Genomic DNA, 23,612 nt, shown 5'->3' on the forward strand with positions numbered 1-23,612 from the left:
CTGGAGTGAAGAACCGCGCCGAACGCCTGACGCAAGGGCGGCTACAGATAAGACCTTTTGTCGAAAACCGCAGCCTGGCCATGGTAGCCGCCGCGCTCGTCAATCACAAACCCGCCAGCGCTGCTACCCAGGCCTCGGCCGTCGGCCGCAGTAGTTCCAGTATCGGCATTGGATACACGCCGACGGCCAGAATCAGCAGCGCGGGCAGCAGCAGGACGGCCTTTTCACGCGCCAGCAGGTCTTCCCCGGCGGCTATCTCAGCGTTGCGCAACGGCCCGAGGAAGGCGCGCCGGAAAGGCGCCAGGAAGGCGGCGGCAGCGAGTACCGTGCCGAACAGCGCCGCCAGTCCGGCGCCGGTATGGCTGTGCAGGGCGGCGACGATAATCAACAGTTCTCCGGGGAAGCCGCTGGTTCCCGGCAGGCCGATTCCGGCCAGGCCGAAGAGCAGGAAGAAGCCCGATAGCAAGGGCATGCTGCGCATTACGCCGCCCAACTGCGCGATGTCGGTCGAGCCGCTGCGGCGCTGCAGGAAGGCGAGCACCAGAAAGCCGCCACCGGCGGCGACGCTGAAGTTGAGCAGTTGCAGCAGCGCGCCTTGCAGCGCCGACGCCGAGAAGCTTGCCAGCGCGAGCACTACCAGGCCGACGTGCGACAGGCTCGTATAGGCCAGCATGCCGCGCAGATTGCTGTGTGCCATCGCCGCCACGGCGCCGTAGAGTATGGCCAGAGTGCCGCAGCCGGCGAGCAGCCAGTGCAGGTCGCGGGCGGCGATCGGCGCTAGCGGGATGGCCAGGCGGATCAGCCCGTAGGCACCGAGCTTGAGGCCGACAATCAGCGCGGTGATTGCTGCCGGCGCGCCCATGGCCAGCGACGGCAGCCAGGTGTGCAGGGGCACCAATGGTACTTTGGCGGCAAAGCCGACGAGCAGCAGCAGGAAGACCACGTATTGCGTGCCGACGGGCAAGGGCGTCGCGAGCAGCGTCGGCAGGTCGAAAACTGGCGCGCCGGCACTCTCGGCGTGGCCGAAGGCCAGCGCCAGCAGACCGAAGAGCAGCGGTACGCCGCTGGCCAGCATGACCAGGAAGTAGCGTACGGCGGCCGTTTGCCGGGCGGCGCCGACGCCCCACAGACTGACCAGGAAATACAGCGGCAGCAGCGTGAACTCCCAGCAGAAGAAGAACAGAATCGTGTCCAGTGCGCAGAAGACAGCGAGCGTCGCTGCTTCCAGCAAAAGCAGCAAGGCGAAGTACAGGCCGGGCGACAGTGGCGCAGCCGCGGCGCGAATCCGCCAGCCGGCGATCACTGCGCCGCAGAAAAGCAGGGCCGTGGCCGGCAGGAAGAGCAGCGAAATGCCATCGACGCCGAGCACATAGCGGATGTTCAGCCCGACCATCCAGTTCGCCGCATCGATCAACTGGAAGCCCGTCTGCGCGCTATCGAAGGCGGCGACGATCAGCAGTGACAGCAAGAAGGTCAGCAGCGTCGTGCCCAGCGCGATCCACTGCGCCCACGGCGCACGCCGCAGTAGCGCCGTTGCCAGTGCGCCGCCGATCGGCAGCGCCAGAAGGGTGCTCAGGAGGGGGAAGGAAGCCAGCTCAATCATGGGTGAAATAGGCGGCGAGCGCCTGGGTTGCGCTGTCGGTCAGTTGCAGCCAGGGTTCCGGGTAAAAACCCGCGAGCAGCAGCACCAGCAGCGCGGCGCCGCCGACAGCGTACTCCATGGGGCTGGTACGGGCGATACTGCGCGCCGGCAGGTCTTTCGGCCGCGGCGCCAGAAAGGCGCGCTGAAAAGCCCACAGCAGGAAACCGGCGGCGGCGACGTTGCCGAGTGCGGTGGCGACCGTCGGCAGCGCGCCGAAAGCCTGGATCGACGCTTCCAGGACCAGGTGCACGGCATCAAAGCCCGGTGTTCCCGGCATGCCGAGCAGCGCCAGACCGCCGATCAGGAAGGCGATGGCGATGAAGGGGACGCGGTCGAAGAGGCCGCCGAGGCGGTCGAGATTGGTGGTCCCGGCGCGGCGGTAGACGTAGCCGATCATCAACAGCATGACCGTGATCGCCAGGCCGAAGTTGACCGCCAGCAGCAAGGCGCCCTGTACGCCGGCCGGATGCAAAGTGAATAGACCGATGACGATCAGGCTGGTGTGGCTGACGACGGCGAAGGCCATCAGTCGGCGCAGGTTCGCCTGCCGGAAAGCGAGCACTGCGGCATAGAAAACGCCGACCATGGCGAAGGCGACGACGTAGGGCTGCCAGATGACGACCGCTTCGGCCGTCAAGGGCAGCAGGAAGCGCGCCATGCCATAGATGCCGACCTTGACGCCGAGCAGGAGCACCGGACCGACGGCGATCAGTCCATAGCCGGCCGAATTGGGCAGCCAGCCGTGCAGGGGAAAAAGCGGTGTGCGGATGGCCAGCCCGTAAAACAGCAGATAGAAGGCCGCCGACTGGTATTTGCTGATCTGTGGCGTTGCCAGCAGGTCGAAGAGATCGAAGCTCCAGCGCTCGCCGAGGGGGTTGGCGTCGGCATGGCTCCAGACGAGGACCACGGCACCGGCGATGAACAGGCAGCAGCCGAAGAACTGATATTGCAGGAAGCGCGACAGTGCCAGCTTCTCTTCGCTGGCCGAAGCCCAGCGCCAGAGCAGATAGCCGATCAACGCCAGCTGCAGCGCCGACGCGGCGGCAAACCAGAGCAGGTTCATGGTCGTCAGCATGCTCATCAGCGAGGCCTCGATGAGCAGCAGCACGCCGAGCAGGTGTATCGGGGTGACCTGTTGGCGCGCCATGCCGTAGAAGGCGAGCAGCACGCCAAGCAGCGCCGTGAGCAGGATGAAAAGCACGCTGATGCCGTCGGCGGCGGCATGATAGGCGAGCAGGTCGAGCCGTTCGGCAAATTGCATGACGCTGCTCGAGACGTCGATGCGCCGATAGAGGTCGAGCGCCAGGAACAATTCAGCGACTGCAAACAGGCGGCCGACGGCAACCGCCAGGCGAGCCTTGCGCAGGATCAACAGCGCCAGGGCACCGAGCAGCGGCAGCAACTGCAGCATCGCCAGCAGCGGGTAGCCGGCCAGCGCCGCCCAGTGCACTTCATTCATAAAATTACCACCATCGTCGCCATCACCATCAGCATCAGGTAGCGCGGTTGTTCAAGCAGCAACTCGATGGCATCCGCGTAGCGGCCGATACGGCGCAGTGGTTTCATCATCGAATCGTTGCCACGCAGCAGCAGACGGTTCTCGATGCGCTGCAGCCATTCGGCAAAGGCGAACAAGGCGCGACCGGCGAAGCCGTGGCCGCCGATCAGTTCGTCCGTAGCCGTGGCATGGTTTTTGGCGACTTCGTGATCGGCGCGTGGCGTGCCCAGAAGGGGGTCGATGACCTGTTCGTCGAGGGCGCGTACGTCCCTGCCCAGCGCCAGCGTCGGGCGGGTCAGCAGGCTGTTCGCCAGTGCCTCGATCCAGAAGCGCTGCAGCGCCGCGCTATACAGCCAACTCTGCCGGGCCAGCCAGTTCGGCACCGGGCGCGCCGGACGGCGGACCAGGTGCATGTAGGACGGCGCGAGCAGAAACTGGTAGGCCCGCCAGGCGGCGTGCAGGCCCGAGTAGCAGGCGGCCAGCCAGAACAGCCCGAAGCCGCAGAGCAGGAACATCAGACCGACCTGGGTCACTGTCGAGAAGATCAGTGCCGACTTGACGTCGCTCTGCACCAGGGCGCAGAGCCCGCCGTACAAAGCTGTGGTCAGACCGACGACGACCAGTAGCAGCATCATGTCGGGCACCTGCAGCAGCAGTCCCTGCAGACGACAGAGCAGGAAAACACCGGCGTGCACCATCAGCGAGCCGTAGAACACCGCCGACGATGGGGTCGGCCCTTCGAGCGCACGCGCGATCCACGGCGTGAACGGCAGTTGCGCCGATTTGACCACCGCCGCGAGCACGAAGCCGGCGGCCAGCAGGCGTGCGCTGACCACGCTCAGCGTTCCGTCGCCGCTCAGCGCGGCCCATTCGACGCTGCCCACCGACCACACCGCGAGGCCGATGCCGAGCAGGAAAGCGGCGTCGCCGACGCGGTTGGCGACGAAGACGAAAAGCGCGTTGGCGCTTGCCACGGGTCGCTCCCAGGCGTAGGCGATGAGCAGCCAGGAGCTGATCCCCGCCAGTTCCCAACCGACGAAAGCCAGCACCGCGTTGCCGGCCAGGACGATCAGCAGCATGCCGGCGAGAAACAGGCACATGCCGAGAAAGAAGCGCGGGAAGGCACGCTCGCGGTGCAGATAGGTGGCCGAGAAACGCAGCGCAATCCAGGCGATCAGCGCCACCAGCGTGGCCATCGGCAGGCTGTAGGCGTCGAGGGCAAATGACAGGCCAACCTGCGTCAGGCCGATCGCCAGCCATTCGCCGCTGCGCAGCGTCTCCGGCACGCCGTTGAGCAGTGCCGCCAGGTCGAAAAGCAGCAGCAGGAGCAGGGCGCCGAGCGCCGCGCCGCTGGCCAGTCCGGCGGTCAGCGGCTCATGGCGGTCGCCGTGCTGTCGGCAGAAGAGCATGCGCATCCCGATCGCCGCCGCAGCGAGGAGCGGCAATAGCGGTACCAGCCACACCAGGCGCATGCTTTCCGTGAGTGTGCTCATGCTGCCGCTACCCGTGGCTGGCGCAGCAGGGCGGGCGGCAGCGCTTCGTGTCGACCGGCGAAGCAGTCGAGCGAACGTTCGACTTCGGTGATGTTCGCCGTCGCTTCCGTAGCCGGATCGGCGTGCCATGGCTGCCAGCCGCTGGCCGGATCGAAGAGGTGAATCGCTCCCGTTTCCGGGTGCTTGGCGGCCAGCACGACCCAGCCGTTGCCGACCAGTTCCTGCATCGGCGGCTGCCGCTGGTAGATCGCGCTGAGCAGTTCCGTCGTCTGCTCGACGACGACCAGCAGGCGCATCGGTTCGTGGATCTCGATCATTTGCAGCGGCAGGCCGGTGCGCAGGTCCGAACTGGCACCCTGCATGACGCCAAACAAGCCCGCCAGGTTGTGCATCACCTTGCTGCCGCAGCCGAAGCCTTCGTTATCGACGCTCGAGAAGTAGTACTCGAGGCTGATGCCAGCGCCAACCGGGCCGGCGGCAAGCAGGGTCGCTTCGAGGATGCGGCCTTCGAGGTCGGGCAGCGGATCGTAGGAAATCAGGAACACGCGGCGATCGAAAAAAGCACGCCGACTCATCGTCCGGCGACCAATGAAGGCGGTGGCAACGGTGGCATGGCCGAGTTCGGGTCGCGCCTGCGCGATATCCTGGCAGCGCTCGGCGAGATGCTGCCGCGCCTGAGCGGGCGACGGCGCGCGCGGCGCCGACGCCAAGCGGCGACAGCGTTCGACGGCGTGCAGACTGGTCGCTTGCGCACAGTCCCGGCGTATGGCCGCGAACGCCTCCTGGTGACTGGCCGGAAGATTTTCGAGGTCATACCAGAGGTAGCTTTCGTCGCAGGTATTGTGCTCGGCAGCGACGAAGAGCGTTGTCTCCGGAATCTGCAGGCCCTGTTCGGCAAGCCTGGCGCGAATCGTCGGGCGGTTGGCCAGGGCCGCAAAAACGCGCGCATTCGGGCCGCCGTGCCGGCCGGAGCAGGCGCCGCAATCGTAGGCCGCCAGATGCGGGTTGTTACGACTGTCCGAACCGTGGCCGACGATCAACACCAGTGGTGCGAAGTCTCTGGTTAGCCCGATGCTGCGCAGGAAGCCACCGACGCGAGCGAGCTGTTCTTCCTCGCTGAAGCCCAGGCGAGGTTCGTCGGCAGTGGCGACGCGACGGGCTTCGCTGTCTTCAGCGGTCAGCCGCAGCATTGCCGCCAGAGGCTGGTCGAAGTTGTCGCGCTGGCGCGCGAGCGCCGCGCCGAAGCGCGCCGGCGCGAGGGTTCTGGCGAACAGGGCCAGGAGAGCGAAGGGGGCAGCGGCGGCGGTCAGCAGCGCTGCCTGCAGCCAGCCGCGCCGGCTGCCCTGATGCAGGCGCTCGCGCCAGGCAAGGCGCAACTGGCGGCGCCGCTGATGCGCTTGCTGTGCCGCCTCGCGGCCACTCGGCACTGCTTCGCGAATGGCGTTCGTCGGTCGTACGACGATCGGGCACAAGGCGCTTGGCGCCTCATCGTCGAGGCCTTGCCAGAGCATTGGTACGCCAAAGAAACCGGCGGCACCGAAAGTCTCGAACGCCGGATTGACTTCTTCCAGGTGGCGGCGCGAACCTTCCTCGCGGTCGTCCATGCAGAACACGAATTGCGCTTCGGCTTTGCCGGCCAGCGCAGCGGCGCGGCCGTGATTGGCAGCCAACGCAGCGAAGATCTGCTGCCGATAATGGTGTTCGTAGGCCAGCAGCCAGACCTGCCCACGCTGCTTGCGGCTCAGTGAAGCGGCACAGTCGAGCAGGGCCTGCGCGCCGGCCGAAGCGATCTCGCGCAGTTGCCGCCCGCCCAGACCGAGCTCTTGCGCGAGCACGAAAAGCGGCCAGGCCGCCAGCGCCGTTTGCTCGTCTTCGGAAAGCTGGCCGTCTCGCGGCTCCGCAAGACTGGCAGAGGAAAGCGAGGAAAGTGAGGAGAGTGAGGAGAGTGAGGAGAGTGAGGAAAGGCGGGTCGCAAATTCCCGCCACTTGGCTGGCGCGTCGCTCGCCGGCGACGCCAGGCAGGGGGTCACCGCCGCAAGCAGGTCTTCGCTCAGTTCTTGCTTGCCGAACGCGTGTCGTACCTGCAACTCGGCGGCGTTGGCGGCGAAATAGTCCCCCAGCGCCGCCAGGCTGAGCGGCAAGTCCCAGAGGCGGCGAATCAATTGCTCGCCGTAAAGCCGTTCAAGTACCAACCGAACGGCCAGGAAATCGGCCAGCGAGACCGGCGGCTCGCCGGCGCGCGGGTGCGCTTCGCGCCAGCAGCACATACCGGCCCAGCCGGGTAGCTCGAGCACCAGCCGTTGCAGATAGGCGTCCCAGCTCGCTTCCTGAATACCGAGTTCCAGTAGCTCGCCAATGATCGTCAGCAGCGGGTCGTCCGGCAATTGCGCAATCTCTTGCCGTGCGCCGACGAATTCTTCAAGCTCCCAGGCCCAGTCGCTGGCAGCACTCTGCCGCCACGCGGCATAGAAGCCCTGGCTCAGCGCCGCGTTTCGCCACGCGGCAAGGCCCTGGTCGAGGTGTGCGCCGAGATGGCGAATCAGGCTGGCGTGCAGCGTGTCGCGGAGATCTTCGCCGCTGAGGTGGGCGAGCAGGGTGGCCAGGGTCCAGTGCTCGCCGAGGCCTGTGATCAGTTCCTGCCACAGTGCGCTGGCGGCTTGCGGAGCGGGCTGTCCACTCGGCGCTTCCGGCCACTGCGGCCACTGCGGCCATTTCGGCCACTCGTCGACGGCCTCGCTGGCCAGTGGCCTTGCGCTGGGCCCTGGCTGCAGAGCACAGGCGGCGGCCCAGAGATCGCTCACCGCCGCCGCTTCGTCGAATCCTTCAGCCTTGGCGGCTGCCCACAGCACTTGCCGCGTCGCCGCGTCGAGATCGATTTGCCAGCGTGCGAAGGCCGCGTGTTCCTCGCCATGCCAGCGAATCTGCGCTGCTGACAGCTTGCTCGGCGCATGGCGCAGCGTCGCCTGCAGGATTTCCCCACGGGACAGTTCGCGGCTCCCGACGGCGAGCAGTCTTTCGTCGCTGCGCGCAGCCGGCAATTGCCGCAGAGCGGCGTCGAGGTCGCTCACCGTTACTCGCCCCTGCCGGTAGAGATCGCGACAGCGGTCTTCGTCAAGCCAGGTCTTGGCGCCGGTCAGTCGCCCGGCCTCGTTGCAAGCTTCGGCAAAGGGCAGATGTTGAAAAGCATGCAGGGTGTTGTGATGGACGAAATCACGCAAGGGCGCCTGTGTCGGCAGGACGTGTTCGAGGTGGCTCAGACAGCTCCTGATCCGTGCCCGGGCGTCGGTCGACGTCACGTTTGCGCTGGCCGCTTCCGGCGCTATGGGAGGGGTATTCATCAGTTGCCCACTCAGCCTCCGAACTGCTGCGCCAAGCGGGCGACCGACGAGGACATCAAGCCGAGCAGCGGTGCCGGGTAAAACCCGATGACGACGATGGCCGCGCTTAACACGCTGGCGGTCACCGTTTCGCTGCGGGTGAGGTCGGCGAAAGTCGCGACGCCGGCCGCTGCCCCCGCGAAAGGCCGCTCAGGGCCGGTCGACAGCCGGCGAATGGCGCGCAGGGCGTAGGCTGCCGAGATCAATACGCCCATCGACAGCACCGCCAGCCAGCCGCCCCAGCGAGCGTAGGCGCCGATCAGTACCTGCAGCTCGGCGATGAAGCCGGCACTGCCCGGCAGGCCGACCGATGCCAGCAGGGTCAGCGTAATGAACACCGCAAAGCGTGGTGCGGTCCGGTTCAGCGAACCGTAGGCCGCGAGCTCGCGCTGATGGGTGCGCTCGTAAAGCAGGCCGATGAGCATGAACAGCAGCCCCGCCGCCAGTCCGTGCGCCACCATCTGCGTCAGCGCACCGTTCAGCCCGGCCTCGTTGAGGGCGGCGATACCGAGCAGCACGACGCCCATGTGCGAGATCGAGGAGTAGGCAATCATCGCTTTCAGATCGGTCTGCCGCCAGGCGAGAACCGCACCATAGATCAGGCTGAGCAGCGCCAATAGCGCCAGCCAGTCCTGCAGCGCCTGCGCCGCTCCCGGTAGCGTCCATACCGCGCGGATCAGGCCGTAGGCACCCATCTTGAGCAGGATTCCGGAGAGCAGCACCGAGATCGGACTCGGTGCCTCGACGTGCGCCAGCGGCAACCAGCCGTGCAGCGGAACGATCGGCATCTTGACGCCGAAACCGAGCAAGAGCCCGAGAAAGACCAGGATTTGCGTTTTCTGCGGCAATTGCGCGCTGCCGGCGGCCATGTCGTCCATCGCGAAACTGTGCCCGGGGGCGACGTCGTAGAGCAGCAGCAGCGCGATCAGCATGAACACCGAGCCGCCGAGCGTGTACAGCACGAAGTTCAGTGCCGCGCGGTGACGATTGGCTCCCCCGAGACGGTCGATGAGGAAGAACAGCGGGATCAGCGTCAGTTCCCAGAAGACGTAGAACAGCGACCAGTCGCGTGCGGCAAAGACCATCAACATCGAGGTCTCGAGGCCCAGGATCAGCGAGAAGTACAGCTTGGCGCCGTTGCGCACGGCGGTCGACGTGAAAATCGCGACGAAACACAGGACCGTTGCCAGCAGTAGCATCGGCAGCGAAATTCCGTCCACACCGAGCGCCAGGTTCGAGCCAAGGCGCGGGTTCCACGGACGGGTCTCGAAGAACTGGATGTCGCCGATTGTCGGGTCGAAGTCGATCAGCAACAGGCAGGCGCAAAGCACCGTCGCGGCGGCCACGATGCTCGCGACATGGCGCAGGAGGTCGACTCTGCGACTCGGCAACAGCAACAACAGACCCGCCCCGAGGAGTGGCAGCAGCAACAGCACTTTCAGCATGGACACGTGGCGGCGCCTTGTGGCGCGGCAGCTCCCCCCGGAATTGTTTTTCTCGCGGGGAGTGATTATGCCATCATCGACGAGGGTTTCCGCCGTGTGAGTTGTTCTTCAAGCTGCGCCAGCGACCACGCGTGAGGCGATCAGCCGAAATCCTCGCCTCAGTGGCCAACGCCAAACACTGCTCGAAGACCCCCGCCACGGCGACGCGATGCTTGACGCTTGCCGATGCAGGGCTGCTGCGCCTCTATCCTGGCGAACTCCGGCAACGTCGCACCGCGGTCAGTATCCCGCGCAGGATCTCGAGTGGCGGCGGCGGGCAGCCGGGCACCGCGAGATCGACCGGAATGACATTGGCCACACGCCCGCAACTCGCGTAGCTGTCGCCGAAAATACCGCCGTCACAACCACAATCGCCGACGGCAACGACCAGCTTGGGGGCAGGAGTCGCAGCGTAGGTGCGGCGCAAGGCGAGTTCCATGTGCCGTGAAACCGGTCCGGTAACCAACAGCATGTCGGCGTGACGTGGGCTGGCGACAAACCTGATGCCGAGTCCTTCGATGTTGTAGTAGGGGTTGTTGAGGGCGTTGATTTCCAGCTCACAGCCGTTGCACGAACCGGCATCGACCTGGCGAATGCTCAGCGCCCGGCCGAGAATGTCCAGGAGTGCGTGCTGAATATGCTCACTTTCCACGCGCAAGTCATTGCTGAACTCGGGTGGCGCTTCACTGCGGATGCCGTTTTTCGCGATCTGTTTGACAATGCGCCACATCAGAGGTCGTGTCCCGAGTAGCTGAGGTTGAAGGATTTGTTGATCAGCGGAAAATCGGGAACGATGTTCCCCATGACCGCGTGTTCCAGCACCGGCCAGTTCTGCCACGATGGATCGTGGACGTGACAGCGGCGGATGCAGTTGGCGCCTTGCTCGCCATCCCATTCGAGAGCGACGAAGATCTCGCCGCGCCAGCCTTCGACCCAGCCGGCGCCGAAGGCCCGCTTGCTCGGCAGCCGCAGTTCGCCGCGCGTCGGGCCGTCCGGAAGTCGGGCAAGCAGCACGCGAATCAGCCGCAGTGATTCCAGAACTTCGTCGAAGCGCACGCTGACGCGAGCGGCTACGTCGCCATTGCGCTGCGTCGCGATGTTTACTTGCAACTGCTCGTACGGCGCCCAGGCCTGATCGCAGCGCAGGTCGGCGGCCTGGCCGCTGGCGCGACCCGCGAGGCCGGTGAGCCCCAGTCGAGTGGCGAGTTCCGGCGACACCTGACCGGTGGTGAGGAAACGGTCCTGCAGGCCGGCATGCTCGTCGTACACTCGATGCAAATCCCGCACTTCACGCTCAATCAGGTCGCACTGGCCGACCAGGCTGGCGGCAGTCGCCGGAACGACATCTGTCGCCACCCCACCCGGGACGATACAGTCCATCATCAGACGGTGACCAAAAACCGCATTCGAGAGGCGAAGCCAGTCTTCCCTGAGCCTGGAGAACTGAGCCAGCCCGAAGGCGAACGCCGCATCGTTGCCGAGCGCACCGAGGTCGCCGAGGTGGTTGGCGACCCGCTCGCGTTCGAGCAGCAGCGCGCGCAGCCAGGTGGCGCGCCCGGCAAGCTGGCAGCCGGCCAGTGATTCCAGCGCCATGCAGTACGCCCAGCTGTAAGCGACCGTCGAATCACCAGAAATCCGACCGGCCAGTCGATGCGCCTGGAGCGGGGAAAGCTCGGTAAAACGCTTTTCGACCCCTTTGTGTTTGTAGCCCAGACGTTGCTCCAGGCGCTCTACCTTCTCGCCAACGACCGAAAAACGGAAGTGCCCCGGCTCGATGATCCCCGCATGCACCGGTCCGACAGGAATCTCATGCACGCCGTCGCCTTCAACGCGAACAAATGGATAGTCGGTCACTGCTCTCGGCGTGGCGGCAGCTTCCTGCGCAGCTTCCCGACGTAGCGGCAGGTAAGCCTCTGGCCAGGCACCGTGGTTCAGCCATGGTCGTCGATCGCTCGCGCCTTCGGCTACGACGCCGAGCAGATCGGCCGCTGCTCGCTGCATGCGGCCCGCGCAGGGAAACAGTGGCACCAGGTCGGGATAAGTGCCAGCCCGCTCGGCGAGCGGCAGATCGAGCCACAGTAGACCTTCCCTTAGCGCATAGGCCGACGAGATCGCCAGGCCGCCCGACGCCCCCTGCGTGCGATCGGACGCCCAGAGAGCAATTAGCCGACCGCCGGTCTCGGAAATTGCCCGCGCAACTACCTGCCAGGTTTCGGCGCGCACTGTCGCGCGCCACATCGGCAGAGGTGCCGGCAGGCGTTCGCAATCGAGGTTGAAGCCGGCGATTCGCATCGCCTCAACCGCCCATCATTGCGGCTGCCTGACGATACCATTCGTGCAGGTACGGCGGGATGTACAAGCCCAGCATCAGCCCCAGGCCAAGGTGCACGAAAACCGGCAGCAGCGCGGGCGCGTGGCCCAGGGTCTTCTTGAGGGAGGTTTCGCCGAAGACCATCGGCTGGACGCGGCTGAAGACGGCGGCGAAAGCCACGCCGAGCGCCAGCAGCAGAAACGGTGTCGCCCACGCGTGGTCGCGCATGGCCGTCGTGAGGATCAGAAACTCGCTGGCGAAAACGCCGAAAGGTGGCATGCCGAGAATGGCCAGCGAGCCGAGCATCATCCCCCAGGCAAGCCGCGGACTAACCTTGATGAGACCGCGGATGTCCGCCATGTTCTGCGTTCCGGCCTTCTGCGTGGCATGGCCAACGGCAAAGAAAATTGCCGACTTGATCAGTGAATGCACCGTCATGTGCAGCAAGCCGGCGTAGTTGGCAATCGCGCCGCCCATGCCGAAGGCGAAGGTGATCAGTCCCATGTGCTCGATCGAAGAGTAGGCAAACATGCGCTTGACGTCCTTTTGTCGTGACAGGAAGAACGCTGCCACCACCACCGACAGAAGACCGAAGCCCATCATCAACTGCCCGGCGAGGGCGTTTCCCAGCGCCCCGTCGGTGAGCACCTTGCAGCGCAGGAGGGCATAGACCGCGACGTTCAGCAGCAGGCCCGAGAGCACGGCGGAAACCGGCGTCGGCCCTTCCGCATGCGCATCGGGTAGCCAGTTATGCATGGGTACCAGTCCGACCTTGGTGCCGTAGCCGATGAACAGGAAAGCGAAAGCGAGGGTGATGATGGTCGGATCGAGCTGTGTCTTGACCGCGTCGAGATTGGTCCACAGCAGCGCGCCAACCTGGGTGCCGATCACCTTTTCAGCGGCCATGTAGAGGAGGACGGTGCCGAACAGGGCCTGGGCGATACCGACGCCGCAGAGGATGAAGTATTTCCATGCCGCTTCGAGACTGGCTGCGGTCCGGTACACGCTGACCAGCAGCACCGTGGTCAGCGTCGCCGCTTCCATGGCCACCCAGAGGATTCCCATGTTGTTGGTGGTCAGGGCCAGCAACATCGTGAAACTGAACAGCTGATACATGCTGTGATAGAGCCGCTGCCGCTGCGCTGTCATCTTGCCGTGGTCGTGCTCGATACGCATGTAAGGCCGCGAGAAGATGGCTGTGGTCAGTCCGACAAAGCTGGTCAGGGTGACCAGAAAGACGTTCAGCGGGTCAACGAAGAACTCGTGCTGCCAGGCGAACAGCGGCCCATCCGAGATGACCTCGACGGTCAGCAGGCAGGTGGCGATGAAAGTCCCGAGGCTGAACGCGACGTTGATTTCGCGCGCGATGTCGCGCTGCCCGGTAAACGCCAGAACCAGGCTGCCAAGCAGCGGGATTCCGAGAACATAGAACAGCGTTTCCAAGTCAGTCCTCCTTGAGCTTTTCCAGGTGGCTGATGTCGAGACTGTCGAATTGCTCGCGAATCTGGAACATGAAAACGCCAAGAATCAGAATGCCGACCAGGACGTCGAGAGCGATGCCGAGTTCAACGACCATCGGCATGCCGTAAGTGGCCGAAGTGGCGGCGAAGAAGAGGCCGTTTTCCATCGACAGGAAGCCGATCACCTGCGGTACGGCCTTCGCACGGGTAATCATCATCAGGAACGAGAGCAACACGCAGGCCAGCGCTATGCCGAGCGTGCCGTGGGCGATGGTGGCCGACAGCCTGGATATCGGCAGCGCCAGGTCGAAAGCGAAAATGACGAGCACGATGCCGATGATCATCGTCGTCGGTATGTTGATCAGCGTTTCGACGTCCCAGCGCACATCGAGGCGATTGATGACCCGATGCAGCAGCAAGGGAATCAGAATGACCTTGACTACCAGAGTGATGCCGGCCGACAGGTAGAGGTGCGGTTGGTCCGTCGCGTAGCCGACCACCAGCGTCGCCGCAACCAATGTTGCACCTTGCGCGGTGAACAGGTGGATCAGCGACAGAATCCGCCGCTGCGAAATCATCGCGAAAGCCAGGATCAGCAGCGTTGATGCCAGGAGATTGATCAGCTGGGCGACGAAATCGCTCATCTCACGCGCGCACCAGGATGTGCACCAGCATGCCGATCACTGCCAGCAGGAAAGCGGTGGCGAGAAATTCCGGGACGCGAAAAATGCGCATCTTGGCACTGAGCGTTTCGAGCAGCGCGAGCAGCACGCCGCCGATCGCCAGCTTCAGGATCAACGCCGGCATCGCCAGCAGCAGTGCCAGCGGCGCCTGCGCCGCGGCGACGCCCCACGGGAAGAACAGCGCCAGGCCAATGCACGAATAGGCGAAAAGCTTCAGACTCGCGGCCCACTCGAGCAGCGCCAGATGGCGGCCCGAATACTCCAGGATCAAGGCCTCGTGAATCATCGTCAGTTCGAGGTGCGTTGCCGGGTTGTCGACCGGCACGCGGGCGTTTTCGGCCAGGGACACCATGGCGAAGGCGACGCCCGCGAAAGCCAGACTCGGATAGATGGCCAGATCGCGATGTGCGAGTGTCTCGACGATGGTGGTCAGCGAGGTCGACTTGGAGATCAGCGACGCCGAGAAGAGGACCATCAGCAGCGCCGGTTCGGCCAGAAAGCCGATCAGCATTTCACGGCGCGCACCGAGCGTGCCAAAAGACGTACCGACATCCATTGCCGCGAGGGATATGAAGACCCTCGCCACGCCGAGCAGACCGACCAGGGCAATCGTGTCTGCCGCCGGCGACAGCGGTAGTTCGGTGGACAGCGTCGGGACGATCGCACAGGCCAGCGCCATGCACCCGAAAACGATATATGGAGCGCCGCGGAAAAGTGGGGACGCATGTTCGGCAAGCACCGATTCCTTGTTGAACAGCTTGTGCAGCATGTGGTACGGCTGCAGCAAGCCCGGCCCCGACTTGTTCTGTAGCCAGGCGCGGTTTTGATTGACCCAGCCACTGAGCAGGGGTGCCAGCAGCAGCGCCATGACGATCTCGAGAAATTGCGAGAAAACGCCGAGCCAGGTCATAACGTGACCACCAGCAGCACGGTGATCAGGGTCAAGAAGCTGTAGAGGAGATATACCGCGATCCGCCCCTGTTGCAAGAGACCGATCAGCTGTGCCAGACGCTCGACGGCGGCGGCCAGCGGCAGGTAGATCCAGTGCCAGAAGGGGTCGGTGACGCTGACGCGATAGCGCGGCGCGGCATCGAAAGCGGACGGCAGCTCGCGCTCCCAGCGAAAGAAAGGTTCGAAGATCTGTCGAATCGGCTGTCCGAAGCCTTCGGCGGTATCCTGCATGCGCGCGTTTTGCCAGGGGAATCCGCAGTCCCAGGGCGGCGAGCGCCGCAGGCGGCCGTGATAGAAGAGACGCACCAACAGGAAGGCGAGCGCGAAGCTCGCAGCGACGCCGAGCAGGAAAATTGCCGGTCCGTAACTCGCGCGCTCGATCGCCACCGGCGCCAGCAGCCAGCTGTTGGCGCCGACGGTCCTGGCGAGACCGGCGCCCACCAACAACTGCGTCACCGGATCGATGAGGGTGATGAACTGGACCGGAAACAGCCCGAGCGCCAGGCAGCCGGCGACCAGCCAACCCATGCCGATGCGCTCCCAACGCCCGGCGTCGTGCGCTTGCGCCAGTTTCTCTTCGCGCGGCTGGCCGAGGAAAATGACGCCGAAAAATTTGACCATGGTATAGCCGGCGAGCGCCGCCACCAGTGCGATCAAGGCGGCGACCACGGGAATCAGCATATTGAGGAATGAACTCGGCAAGTCCGGCGAGAACAGGAAACTCTGTAGCAGCAGCCACTCCGAGACAAAGCCCCCAAAGGGCGGCAAGCCGGCGCTGGCCAGAACACCGATCAGCATTGCCCAGGCCACCCAGGGCATATAGCGGATCAGACCACCGAGCTTGCCGAGGTTGCGCTCAAGGGTGGCGTGCAGCACTGCTCCGGTGCCGATAAAGAGCAGCCCTTTGAAGAAGGCATGGCTGGCCACATGGTAGAGCACCGCCGTCAACGCCAGTGCCGCCATTACCGGCATGTTCTGGGTCGCGAACAACACGGCCAGGCCGATGCCGGTGAACAGCAAACCAATGTTCTCGATCGACGAATAGGCCAGCAGGCGTTTCATATCGATCTGCACGGCGGCGAAGACGACACCGAACAGGGCGGTCGCCAGACCAACCGCCAGCAGCACCAGGCTCCACCACCATATCGGCGTACCCAGCAGGTCAAAAATGACACGCAGCAAACCGTATATCGCGGTCTTCAACATGACCCCGCTCATCAGCGCAGAGACCGGCGACGGCGCAGCCGGGTGAGCCTCGGGAAGCCATACATGCAGCGGTACGATACCCGCCTTGGCGCCGAAACCGAACAAGGCCAGCAGGAAAGCGAGCGACGCACGGTCGGGCAGGATGGCCTGCGAGCGCATGTTGGCGAAGGTGTAGTCGCCGGTGTTCGCCTGCAGGATGCCGAAGCACAACAGGATGCCGATAGCGCCGACATGCGCGATTAGCAAGTAGAGGTAGCCGGCACGCTGAATCTCGACGATGCGGTGGTTGGCGGTGACCAGGAAGAACGACGACAGGGCCATCGTCTCCCACATCACCATGAAGGAGTAGGCATCGTCGGCGAGAACAACCAGCGCCATGCTCGCCAGAAAGACGTGGTATTCGAGCGCCAGCAAGCCGGGCGGCGTTCCTTCGCCCTTGCGGAAGTAGCCCGCCGCGAAGGCCGACACACCGGCCGAAACGCCACCGATGATCATCAGGAAGAATGCTGACAGGCTGTCGAGGCGAAGATGGAAGGGCAGACCTGGCAGGCCGATCGGCAACACGGCGACTTCCGGCGAGATGAGCATCGCGCTCAGAGCGACGCCGAACAAGAGCAGGCCGAATGCCCCGCCGACAGGAAACAGGACTCTCGCCACCAGGGCCAGGCGGTGCAAGGCGAACAAGCCTGCGGCACCGATCAGCAGCCAGGCAGCAACGACCAGCAGGACCCAGTCCAGATGCACCCAGGTGCTTGGATAAAGGAAGACGCCGCTGCTGATCATCGGCAATGGGCGCCCCCCCGTGCCGCGCTGACACTGCTTGCGTGTGCACACGTCGTCGCGTGCGCGCCAGGGCCAGCGGCAATGGCTTCGCATCCCAGGGGACACAGCACATCGCGACCACTACGGATGGCGAACAACATGGCGTTCAGCTCTCCAGGAAACGCTTGAGAAAAACGCGCAACGAGGTGCTCGAAGACTTTTGCGGCGTCGGTAGGCGCTGCACGCTTCAATTGCCCAGGTTTCTTCGGTGCGAATTGCATAGCAATTATATTCGCTACTGATACAATTGTAATTGTAATTTAACACACATACAAAGCGCTGATATGGAAAATCGTACGGCACGCCTGACCATTCTCGTCGACCCTCTCAAGAAGCAAATCTTCGAAGAGATCTGCGCGGCTCATGATCTGACGCCTTCCCAGGTGGTCAGGAAACTGATCCGTCAATACATTCTTGAAAACGCCGGCGACCGGGAACTTCCTGAGTGGCTGAAGGGACGGTCATCGTCCGACGGAAGCGTCTAGCCTGATGAGTGCGCCGTGCCAAGGCGCTGTTTTCCAGCGGGTGCGAATCCCGCCCGGCAACTTTCGCTCCGGCCGGTAGCAACTGGAGCAGTCGTGGAGGTAACGAAGCGGCTGAAGCCTCTGGTGTAGAGGGTTCTTTAAGGAACTTGGCGAACCTGCAGGCCGTAATTTGATAGAACACTGAGCAGGCCTCGGAAAATGCGATGCGGAAGCCGACCCGGCTCTGACACGGGAAAGGCCGTTGTCACGGACGAATGCGAGCGAAACGCAGTCTGTGGTTCCGCCGGGGTAGTGGTGACGGCATGTGTGGAAGAGGAAGGCAGACGCAACACGGGAAGCTCCATCACGTGGTCAAGCGCATGACCAACCGGACGCCCGCGAGGGACAGGCCGGGCGAGGTGGGGTGGCGGAGAGGCTCGTAGTACCGTTGAAGTCGGGTAACGCCGATGGAGGAAAGGAGCCTCAGTTCAAGACTAACGCAAGAAGCGGAAAGGGACAGGAGATTGGGCAACCTGCAAACTCCAATAAACGTTCAGAAACTGCAGATGGCGTTGCATGCCAAGGAAGAATACGGGTACCGGTTCTACCTCCTGTACGACAAGGTCCATCGACCAGGCGTACTCGACTATGCCTACCGAAACTGCAAAGCCAACCAGGGAGCAGCCGGGGCGGACGGTGTGCGTTTTGAAGACATCGAAGCGTATGGAGAAGAACGCTGGCTTGGGGAACTGGCGGAACGGCTGAAGAAGAAAGACTACCGACCGGAAGCGGTCAAGCGGGTCTGGATTCCCAAGCCGAACGGCAAACTGCGCCCCTTGGGGATACCTGAGCAGGGTCAGCATTCTCGATGGCAAACGGGCTGTTTTTTGATCACGTACGTTGATGTGAAGGGGTGATTTGCCATCGTCAAACTTGACCAAATTTTTGTGCTTGAAATCAGTGAGCTACGATACGTCGCCAGGCACGACTTGTGCTTGTTGCATGGTGCGCGTGCGGCACACAACGAGCCATTCGGCATGGCGACAAAGCACCCGAAACGCAGGCAGGGTCAAGGCTGCGGGCGAAGCACGCACCCGAAGGGCTTGGCCTTGATGCTGCCGGAGTGGAGGGTAGCCTCGGTGCGATGCCGAAGGGTGAGTGGCAAGAACGCCACGAACAACCATCAAAAAGCGTGAAAATCGCGCCATCAAATCGGGTGACCACACTCAGTCAACGAAGACAGTGGATCCCTCCATTTGTTCTTCGGAAGCTTGGCGAAGACCAGCGATTTCATCATCGACAGCCTCTACGCGTGGTGGGAGAGTCAAGCGTCCGGGGAGTGTGCTCGCGTCACACACATCCAAATCAAGGCGGATAACGGACCGGAGAGCAATGGTCGGCGTACGCAATTTCTCAAGTGAATCGTCGAGTTTGCCGATCACATCGGCAAGTCCATCCGCCTCTTGTACTATCCGCCGTATCACAGCAAATACAATCCGGTGGAGCGTTGCTGGGGAATCTTGGAACAGCACTGGAACGGCGCCAAGCTCACCGACGCCCAAACGATGTTGGAGTGGGCCAAGAGCATGACCTGGAAAGGCGTTCATCCCGTCGTCGAACTGAGCCGCACGGTCTATGAAAAAACGAATCACCGTGGCCAAGCATGCCATGCAATCTGTCGAGTCTAGTCTCAGACAACCTGATCTCGGCGCCATGACGTTCGCACGATCGTCATCCTAAATCCTTAGAAGTTCATGAGCTTATCTTGCCAAACGAGGAGCAGTTCGGGTTGATGGCGGGGCGACGTGTCGGATATTGCGAAGATACCAATAATGGAGGATAGTACGCCTTTTTGCTCGGCGCCACGCTGAGCTTGCTGGAGATTCGGATGGCCCAACTCCTGTTGCCGATTTTTCCTGATGCTGTCACGCCGGTCAAGGAACTGCTGTCTGTCGGGAAGCAGGATGGACAAGTCGTGTATTTCCACGGGGTGCTGCCGGTGTTCAGTCATGCCGAGGACGATCTGGCGACGTTCCGGATGATTACGGCGCAGTTTATCGCGCAAGGTCATTTGCGCGTGGTGGACGTGTCACGCGCCTTCGGGGTGCCCGCGTTGAGTGTCAAGCGGGCGTTGAAGCGCTATCGGCAAGAGGGGCCGAAAGGTTTCTATGTTCCGCCGCGGCGTCGTGGTCCGGCGGTGCTGACGGCCGAGGTGTTGAAGCAGGCGCAGGCCCTGTTGGACGACGGACAGACGGTGCCCAGCGTGGCGGCAGAGCTGGGGATCAAAAGCGACACCCTGTCGAAAGCGGTGCGCGCCGGGCGGCTGCATGTTGCGGCGGCGAAAGGGACCTGCGCGCTCGTCGCGAGCACCAAAAGCGAGCGGAGCGCACTCGACAGCACCGCTCCGATGGGGGGTTGGGGCCAGCCAACGTGGGCGAAGCCCGGGGTGGCGGCGAGCGGTGGGGGGGGCTGAATGCGGTGCTCCCCCAGTTCCAGTTGGCCGTCGACGTGCCACGTGGCGGCGTGCTGTTTGCGCTGCCCGCCCTGCTGGCCGTTGGACTGCTCGAAGGAGCGGAGGGGCTTCCCCTGCCACCGGGCTACTATGGGATTGACAGTCTGTTGATGTTGATCGCTTTCATGGCCTTGGCGCGGCTGGAATCGGTCGAGTCCCTGCGCACTTGTGCGCCTGGCGAATGGGGCAAGCTGCTGGGTCTGGATCGGATTCCGGAAGTGCGCACCCTGCGCGAGAAGATTCAGCTCCTGAGTCAGGGGGATCAGGCCGAAAAATGGAGTGCCGATTTGTGTCGGCGCTGGATGGAAGCGGCGCCGACAGAAGCGGGCATCCTTTACGTCGACGCGCATGTGCGGGTGTATTACGGCGAGCAGACCAAGCTGCCGCGCCACTACCTCGCGCGGCAGCGGCTGTGCCAGCGGGCGACCGCCGATTACTGGGTCAACGCGATCGACGGACAGCCCTTCTTTCGGGTCACGCAAGCCGTCGATCCCGGCCTGATCAAGGTCCTCGAGGGCGAGATTCTGCCCCGTCTGGAACGGGATATCCCGGGCCAGCCGAGCGCCGAAGTGCTAGCAGCCGAACCGTTGCGCCATCGCTTCACCCTGGTCTTCGATCGCGAAGGCTATAGCCCGGAGTTGTTCAAACGCCTGAAGGTGCGTCGCATTGCCTGTCTCTCCTATCGCAAGTACCCCGGTGACGATTGGTCCGCCGAGGAGTTCGTCGACGGAACGGTCGAGCTGCGCAGCGGTGAACGGGTACGCATGCCACTCGCCGAACGGGGCACGCTTCTCGGTGGCGTGTTGTGGGTACGCGAGATACGCAAGCTCTGTGACAGCGGTCGCCAGGTCGCCCTGATCAGCACGGATTACCAATCCGGCATAGGGCTCTTGGCGGCCACCCTGTTCGCCCGGTGGTCTCAGGAAAATTTCTTCAAGTATGCCCGTGAACACTTTGCCCTGGACCGCTTGGCCGACTATCAGACCGAACAAATTCCTGATACCGCACGCGTCGTTAGCCCGGCTCGCAGAACCCTCGACGGCCAGGTGCGCTCGCTGACCAGCAAGCTCAGCCGCCGGCTCGCCGAATTCGGCGCGCTCAACCTCAACGAGACGATTGACCCCGTGAAAGTCGATGCCTTTGTCGCAAAAAAAAGCCGCCGCCCACGACGAGATCGAACATCTGCAGGACGAACTGAAGACCCTGAAGGAACAACGCAAAGCGACCCCCTCTCATCTCGACATCAAGGACTTGCCGGAAGAAAACCAATTTCGCCGGCTGAGCACCCACAGCAAGCAACTGCTCGACACGCTCAAGATGATTGCCTATCGCGCGGAAACGGCCATGGCCAATATCCTGGCACCCTTTCTCGCGCGCCCGGACGAGGCTCGCAGCTTGCTACGCGCGATCTACACGACCGAAGCCGATTTGCTCCCCGACGTTGAGGCTGGCACCTTGACCGTACGCCTCCACCACATGGCCCATGGCGTGTCTGACCGCGCCGTCCGAAAACTCTGTGACGAGTTGAACTCTACCGCGACTCTCTTCCCACGCTCCAAGCTCCGCTTGATCCTGCAAATCGGGACATCGCAAAATCCGTGAGATCAGGTTGTCTGAGTCTGGAACGAAACCCACTCCTACCCAAGTGGGACATCTTGATCCGACCCTCTTGAATGGTATGAATATTCGTAGAGATCGCCTTGCAGAGCAGTGGGATCGCCTTCCCGAGCAACGATCTCGCCGATGGCCACCGCGCCCGTTCGGGCCAGAAACATAGCGGCCCGATGCTCGCCGCCTGCTGCCCCCCCCCACAACATCAACAGCGCTACAGATCGCGACGAGGGCGAACGTCCGGAATCGGCCCTGAGAAGCATCGGCATGGGCGCAGCCCGGGCCAGGCCATGGCATCTCCCTACGAGTGGCTGCCCTTCGACCTATAGCGGATAGAAAAAAATGCCCAGCATCAAAGCCATTCCAAGATTTTTTTTGGAGAGATCTGGGCAAGAAAAATTAAATCCGCTATTATTTTGTGGGTATGGGCGCGTCTAGCACGTACTCAGGCTTCTCGCAACGGTTTTGCCCGCAAGCGCTGGGTAAACGGCAACATCCGGGGTGCCCCGGGTCGAGCTGCGGGGTGCGTGGTCGGTGGCGCTACGAAGTGCTGCTGGGGGGGGGCTGTGAAGCACACAACCGCTGGCGTCAAGCGCGGGTTTCGGCTACCGCTGCCCTTGAGCGCGCCTTTCGAAATCCGCCGGAACTCACGACTTCAGCGCCAAACCTCTTGCCAGGCGCTGCCAAGGACGGGTTGCAAAAGCTCGGCAGTGCCTCGGTTGGGGTGTGGTGCGAAGACCGTCCGCCCTGCACACACGGCGACGATGGGTCAGCGGACATACCGGCAAATGGGGACCTGCTGCGACGCCTCGGCAGCAGGCGCGATCCGCAAGCCTTCGCACGGCACTCGACGTGCCGTCAAGACGAATTGCAGTGCGCAGCAAATATCCCGCAGCTTGCGGCGTAGTGGTTTATGCGCTGTGGACAGCCTTGATGCTGCGACCAAATAACGCTACAGCCCGCGAAGCCCTGATTTCCGTCCACGCCGCCTCAAAAAGAAAGCAGTAATAGCCCGAATCAACCGCAACTTTGGAGAAGATCATGCCCATCGTCATTAAGGTCGATCACATAGTCGTCAGCGAAGCCAATACCCATGCTGTTTTTACCGTTCGTCTTTCCGAGGCCGATCTTCTGAATCCGGTCACAGTGAACTGGAACCTTACCGGGCTTTCGGCCGTGAGTGGGAACGACTTCACCAACGTGTCAGGTGTGCTCACCTTCAATCCTGGTGTCCTCGAGCAGGTCATTTCGATTCCGATCGTCGACAATGCAACCCCGGAGTTGTTGGAGACCTTTCGGCTCAATCTGTTTAGCCCGAGTGCCAACGCACAGATCGGCAACTCGATCGCAGTAGTGACGATCATCGACAACGATGCGGCGCCGGGGACGCCGGTAGTGACGATCAACGACTTCGTGGTCGACGAAGCCGCCAAGGAAGCGAGCTTCGTAATCACCCTCGACCGGCCGTCGACGGGTGTCGTCTCGATGAACTACGCCACCCAGGACGGCACGGCGATCGCCGGTTCAGACTTTGTCGCGACCAGCGGCAGCCTCAGCTTTGCCGTGGGCGAGACGGCCAGGACGGTCCAGGTGAGCCTGCTCAACGACAGCACGCCCGAGTCGTCGGAGGCGTTCAACCTCGTGCTGTCGGCGCTCAACGGCGCGACGACGCTCGACCCGGTCGGTACGGCGATCATCGCCGAGAACGACGCGGTGGCGGTGGCCACGTCCAATATCTCGGTGGACGACATCGTGGTCGGCGAGAGCCAGACCTACGCCGACTTTCTGGTCCGCCTCGACCAGCCGAACACCGCCACGGTCAAGGTCTCTTACGCCCTATTGGGAGCAAGCGCTTCCGGTTACGGCACCGACTTCCACAACCAATCCGGCGATCTGACCTTTGCCCCGGGCGAAACGGTCAAGACGGTACGGGCAACGATCACCAACGACAGCAATCCGGAACCAACCGAGAATTTTGTCCTGTTGCTGTCGAACCCGAGCAGCAACGCCACCCTCGCTCGTCCTGTAGCGACCGCGACGATCATCGACAACGATGCGGCGCCGGGGACGCCGGTAGTGACGATCAACGACTTCGTGG

At 63.3% G+C, this 23,612-nt stretch carries 16 protein-coding genes and 2 pseudogenes; 7 read left to right on the plus strand and 11 right to left on the minus strand.

Annotated elements, in window-relative coordinates; genetic code table 11:
• Nucleotides 1-103: 103 nt before the first annotated feature.
• The 11 genes from E4Q23_RS02840 to hyfB all read right to left on the minus strand — a co-directional run bounded on the left by E4Q23_RS02840 (nt 104) and on the right by hyfB (nt 16,888).
• Complete coding sequence (locus E4Q23_RS02840) at nt 104-1,603, minus strand: complex I subunit 4 family protein (RefSeq protein WP_169065227.1); 1,500 nt, start codon at nt 1,601-1,603, stop codon at nt 104-106.
• The gene (locus tag E4Q23_RS02845; RefSeq protein WP_169065228.1) at nt 1,596-3,101 is read right to left on the minus strand and encodes a complex I subunit 4 family protein; all 1,506 of its coding nucleotides are present in this window, start codon (nt 3,099-3,101) and stop codon (nt 1,596-1,598) included. Before E4Q23_RS02845 ends, E4Q23_RS02840 begins: the two co-directional genes overlap by 8 nt.
• A complete protein-coding gene (locus E4Q23_RS02850; protein WP_169065229.1) occupies nt 3,098-4,633 on the minus strand; it encodes a proton-conducting transporter membrane subunit in 1,536 nt (511 codons plus the stop codon). The genes E4Q23_RS02845 and E4Q23_RS02850 overlap by 4 nt, the downstream gene beginning before the upstream one ends.
• A complete protein-coding gene (locus tag E4Q23_RS02855; protein ID WP_169065230.1) occupies nt 4,630-7,971 on the minus strand; it encodes a DUF2309 domain-containing protein in 3,342 nt (1,113 codons plus the stop codon). The genes E4Q23_RS02850 and E4Q23_RS02855 overlap by 4 nt, the downstream gene beginning before the upstream one ends.
• An 11-nt stretch (nt 7,972-7,982) precedes the next feature.
• Nucleotides 7,983-9,461: a complex I subunit 4 family protein gene (locus E4Q23_RS02860; RefSeq protein ID WP_423753299.1), complete on the minus strand. Its 1,479-nt coding sequence runs from the start codon at nt 9,459-9,461 to the stop codon at nt 7,983-7,985.
• A gap of 238 nt (nt 9,462-9,699) precedes the next feature.
• Nucleotides 9,700-10,224: an NADH-quinone oxidoreductase subunit B family protein gene (locus tag E4Q23_RS02865; protein ID WP_169065231.1), complete on the minus strand. Its 525-nt coding sequence runs from the start codon at nt 10,222-10,224 to the stop codon at nt 9,700-9,702.
• Nucleotides 10,224-11,786, minus strand: a complete 1,563-nt coding sequence (locus tag E4Q23_RS02870) for an NADH-quinone oxidoreductase subunit C (protein ID WP_169065232.1) — start codon at nt 11,784-11,786, stop codon at nt 10,224-10,226. The genes E4Q23_RS02865 and E4Q23_RS02870 overlap by 1 nt, the downstream gene beginning before the upstream one ends.
• Nucleotides 11,787-11,790: 4 nt before the next feature.
• Entirely contained in the window at nt 11,791-13,248 is a 1,458-nt protein-coding gene (locus tag E4Q23_RS02875) for a hydrogenase 4 subunit F (protein WP_169065233.1), read from the minus strand.
• A 1-nt stretch (nt 13,249) separates the two neighbouring features.
• A complete protein-coding gene (locus E4Q23_RS02880; protein ID WP_169065234.1) occupies nt 13,250-13,909 on the minus strand; it encodes a formate hydrogenlyase in 660 nt (219 codons plus the stop codon).
• Between the two features lies 1 nt (nt 13,910).
• Nucleotides 13,911-14,858, minus strand: coding sequence for a respiratory chain complex I subunit 1 family protein (locus tag E4Q23_RS02885; protein ID WP_169065235.1), 948 nt, complete (start codon nt 14,856-14,858; stop codon nt 13,911-13,913).
• Nucleotides 14,855-16,888, minus strand: a complete 2,034-nt coding sequence (hyfB, locus tag E4Q23_RS02890; RefSeq protein WP_169065236.1) for a hydrogenase 4 subunit B — start codon at nt 16,886-16,888, stop codon at nt 14,855-14,857. Before hyfB ends, E4Q23_RS02885 begins: the two co-directional genes overlap by 4 nt.
• Before the next feature lie 323 nt (nt 16,889-17,211).
• Here hyfB and E4Q23_RS02895 point away from each other — a divergent pair, with 323 nt between their 5' ends.
• The 7 genes and pseudogenes from E4Q23_RS02895 to E4Q23_RS02930 form a co-directional block, all read left to right on the plus strand.
• Nucleotides 17,212-17,412 carry a CopG family transcriptional regulator gene (locus tag E4Q23_RS02895; RefSeq protein ID WP_169065237.1) on the plus strand — a complete coding sequence of 67 codons (201 nt, stop codon included), beginning with the start codon at nt 17,212-17,214 and terminating at the stop codon, nt 17,410-17,412.
• Between the two features lie 503 nt (nt 17,413-17,915).
• Nucleotides 17,916-18,308 carry a hypothetical protein gene (locus E4Q23_RS02905; protein WP_211203613.1) on the plus strand — a complete coding sequence of 131 codons (393 nt, stop codon included), beginning with the start codon at nt 17,916-17,918 and terminating at the stop codon, nt 18,306-18,308.
• Between the two features lie 354 nt (nt 18,309-18,662).
• Nucleotides 18,663-19,079: pseudogene (locus E4Q23_RS23505) on the plus strand (ISAzo13-like element transposase-related protein).
• 200 nt (nt 19,080-19,279) lie between these two features.
• Complete coding sequence (locus E4Q23_RS02920) at nt 19,280-19,864, plus strand: helix-turn-helix domain-containing protein (RefSeq protein ID WP_169065240.1); 585 nt, start codon at nt 19,280-19,282, stop codon at nt 19,862-19,864.
• Between the two features lie 35 nt (nt 19,865-19,899).
• A pseudogene (locus E4Q23_RS02925) lies at nt 19,900-20,985 on the plus strand (putative transposase); the annotation flags it as partial.
• A gap of 52 nt (nt 20,986-21,037) precedes the next feature.
• Nucleotides 21,038-21,505 (plus strand): putative transposase, encoded by a 468-nt coding sequence (locus E4Q23_RS25080; protein WP_423753300.1) that lies wholly within the window; start codon nt 21,038-21,040, stop codon nt 21,503-21,505.
• 1,050 nt (nt 21,506-22,555) lie between these two features.
• Nucleotides 22,556-23,612, plus strand: a 1,057-nt coding sequence (locus E4Q23_RS02930; RefSeq protein ID WP_272873625.1) for a Calx-beta domain-containing protein, incomplete at its 3' end; no start/stop codon positions are given.

The sequence above is a fragment of the Candidatus Accumulibacter phosphatis genome (genome assembly GCF_012939955.1).
Taxonomy (GTDB): Bacteria; Pseudomonadota; Gammaproteobacteria; order Burkholderiales; family Rhodocyclaceae; genus Accumulibacter; species Accumulibacter delftensis.

Coding starts and splice junctions, on each gene's coding strand:
- E4Q23_RS02885 (WP_169065235.1), bottom strand. CDS start 14,858: ATGACCTGGCTCGGCGTTTTCTCGCAATTTCTCGAGATCGTCATGGCG.
- hyfB (WP_169065236.1), bottom strand. CDS start 16,888: ATGATCAGCAGCGGCGTCTTCCTTTATCCAAGCACCTGGGTGCATCTG.
- E4Q23_RS02895 (WP_169065237.1), top strand. CDS start 17,212: ATGGAAAATCGTACGGCACGCCTGACCATTCTCGTCGACCCTCTCAAG.
- E4Q23_RS02880 (WP_169065234.1), bottom strand. CDS start 13,909: ATGAGCGATTTCGTCGCCCAGCTGATCAATCTCCTGGCATCAACGCTG.
- E4Q23_RS02855 (WP_169065230.1), bottom strand. CDS start 7,971: ATGAATACCCCTCCCATAGCGCCGGAAGCGGCCAGCGCAAACGTGACG.
- E4Q23_RS02850 (WP_169065229.1), bottom strand. CDS start 4,633: ATGAGCACACTCACGGAAAGCATGCGCCTGGTGTGGCTGGTACCGCTA.
- E4Q23_RS25080 (WP_423753300.1), top strand. CDS start 21,038: ATGCCTTTGTCGCAAAAAAAAGCCGCCGCCCACGACGAGATCGAACAT.
- E4Q23_RS02840 (WP_169065227.1), bottom strand. CDS start 1,603: ATGATTGAGCTGGCTTCCTTCCCCCTCCTGAGCACCCTTCTGGCGCTG.
- E4Q23_RS02920 (WP_169065240.1), top strand. CDS start 19,280: ATGGCCCAACTCCTGTTGCCGATTTTTCCTGATGCTGTCACGCCGGTC.
- E4Q23_RS02845 (WP_169065228.1), bottom strand. CDS start 3,101: ATGAATGAAGTGCACTGGGCGGCGCTGGCCGGCTACCCGCTGCTGGCG.
- E4Q23_RS02870 (WP_169065232.1), bottom strand. CDS start 11,786: ATGCGAATCGCCGGCTTCAACCTCGATTGCGAACGCCTGCCGGCACCT.
- E4Q23_RS02865 (WP_169065231.1), bottom strand. CDS start 10,224: ATGTGGCGCATTGTCAAACAGATCGCGAAAAACGGCATCCGCAGTGAA.